The 832-nt window shown below is 29.8% G+C and carries 1 pseudogene; it reads left to right on the top strand.

What is annotated here, in order from left to right:
- Window positions 1-111: 111 nt before the first annotated feature.
- Window positions 112-832, top strand: a pseudogene (locus FH036_RS26900) (IS200/IS605 family accessory protein TnpB-related protein); the annotation flags it as partial.

Genomic DNA, 832 nt, shown 5'->3' with positions numbered 1-832 from the left:
AATAACAGTAAATAAGAATCTATAAAAAACTATAAAAATTTACAATTACAGGTTTTATATTTTACAGAATTCAACCTATAATATTTTCAGGTGATGAAAAGGGGGAAAAGGATGAAAACAACACGTACTTGTAAAATCAATTCTATTACAAAAGAACAAACGGAAGATTTAATTACTTTGATTCGTACGTTCGAAAGTGCAAAACGATATAGTTTTAATCGTTTGATTGAGGGCAAAAACGAGAAAGAATTGATAAAAAAACTACAACCTAAATATTTGTTAAATAAACGTTTTTGTGAAGATGCGATTTTACAAGCACAAACGATCCTTTTCTCTCAAAAAGAACTTCTTCCTGTTTACCTAGAAAACAATCAAAAAAAGTTAGAAAAGACGTTACAAAAAATAGCTGATTATGAACGCGGCAAAAAAAGACCTAAACAAGTTGCATTAGAAACTTGTTTAATTGGTTTAAGAAAACGAAAACAAAAATTAGAACAAAAAATTGAAACGTATGCAAAACATATTAAAAATAAAACATTACCTCCTATTATTTTTGGTGGGCGGAAAAATTTCTATGAAAGAATGAAAAACAAGATATCCAATCAAGAATGGAAAGATTTGCGGACACGACAATTATATTCTCGTGGAGATAAAAGCAAAAAAGGGAATTTGAACATGCGCATTACAGTTGATGACTGTGGGCAAGGATGGTTAGAAATTGCAAATCCATTAGGAAGAACAAATGGAAAAACAAAAAGCCCACGAATCAAAGTTCCGATTATCATTCCATATCATTTTTATCATCAAATCACAAATGTCGTTATGGGAAAGC

The organism is Bacillus sp. CD3-5, from assembly GCF_006349665.1.
GTDB lineage: Bacteria > Bacillota > Bacilli > Bacillales > Bacillaceae_G > Bacillus_A > Bacillus_A paranthracis.
The sequence above is the reverse complement of the archived record's forward strand: the minus strand, read 5'-3'. Positions and strand labels throughout refer to the sequence as shown.